This is a genomic window from Bradyrhizobium sp. BRP20, from assembly GCF_020194215.1.
Lineage (GTDB): Bacteria > Pseudomonadota > Alphaproteobacteria > Rhizobiales > Xanthobacteraceae > Bradyrhizobium > Bradyrhizobium yuanmingense.
Genome location: NZ_JADYVY010000099.1, coordinates 1 through 452, shown reverse-complemented (window position 1 = coordinate 452; position 452 = coordinate 1). Strand labels below are relative to the sequence as shown.

Genomic DNA, 452 nt, shown 5'->3' with positions numbered 1-452 from the left:
CACGTAGGGCGCCCACATCCAGACGTCAACAATCACCACGCTCCAGAAAGCCAGGTTGGGGCTGCCGAGCCAGTCTGGGCCGCGGCCCACCGGGAAGCCGAGCAGGTAGTTGAAGATGCCGTAGGTAGGGTTGTAGATCAGCTTCCAGAACAGGCCGACGACCACAGGCGAGAGCATCATCGGCACCAGAATGAGCGTGGTGATCAGCCCGCTGCCCCAGAACTTGCGGCGCAGCAGCAGGGCCAGGCCGAATCCCACCAGCACCTCCAGCACCACCGAGGCGACCACGTAGAAGCCCGTGATACGGAAGTAGCTCCAGATGCGCGGGTCGCTCAGCAGATCCTGGTAGTTCTGCAGGCCAACCCACTGCGGCGCCTGGCTGGGGTCGATCGCGCTGTACTCCGTGAAGCTCAGGAAGAGACTGTAGAGCAGCGGGAAGATATTGAAGACGA

1 protein-coding gene is annotated in these 452 nt (G+C 62.4%); it reads right to left on the bottom strand.

Features of this window, described 5'->3' with window-relative positions:
• A partial coding sequence (locus tag I6F33_RS37970) for a carbohydrate ABC transporter permease (protein ID WP_225145798.1) occupies positions 1–452 on the bottom strand: 452 nt, incomplete at both ends.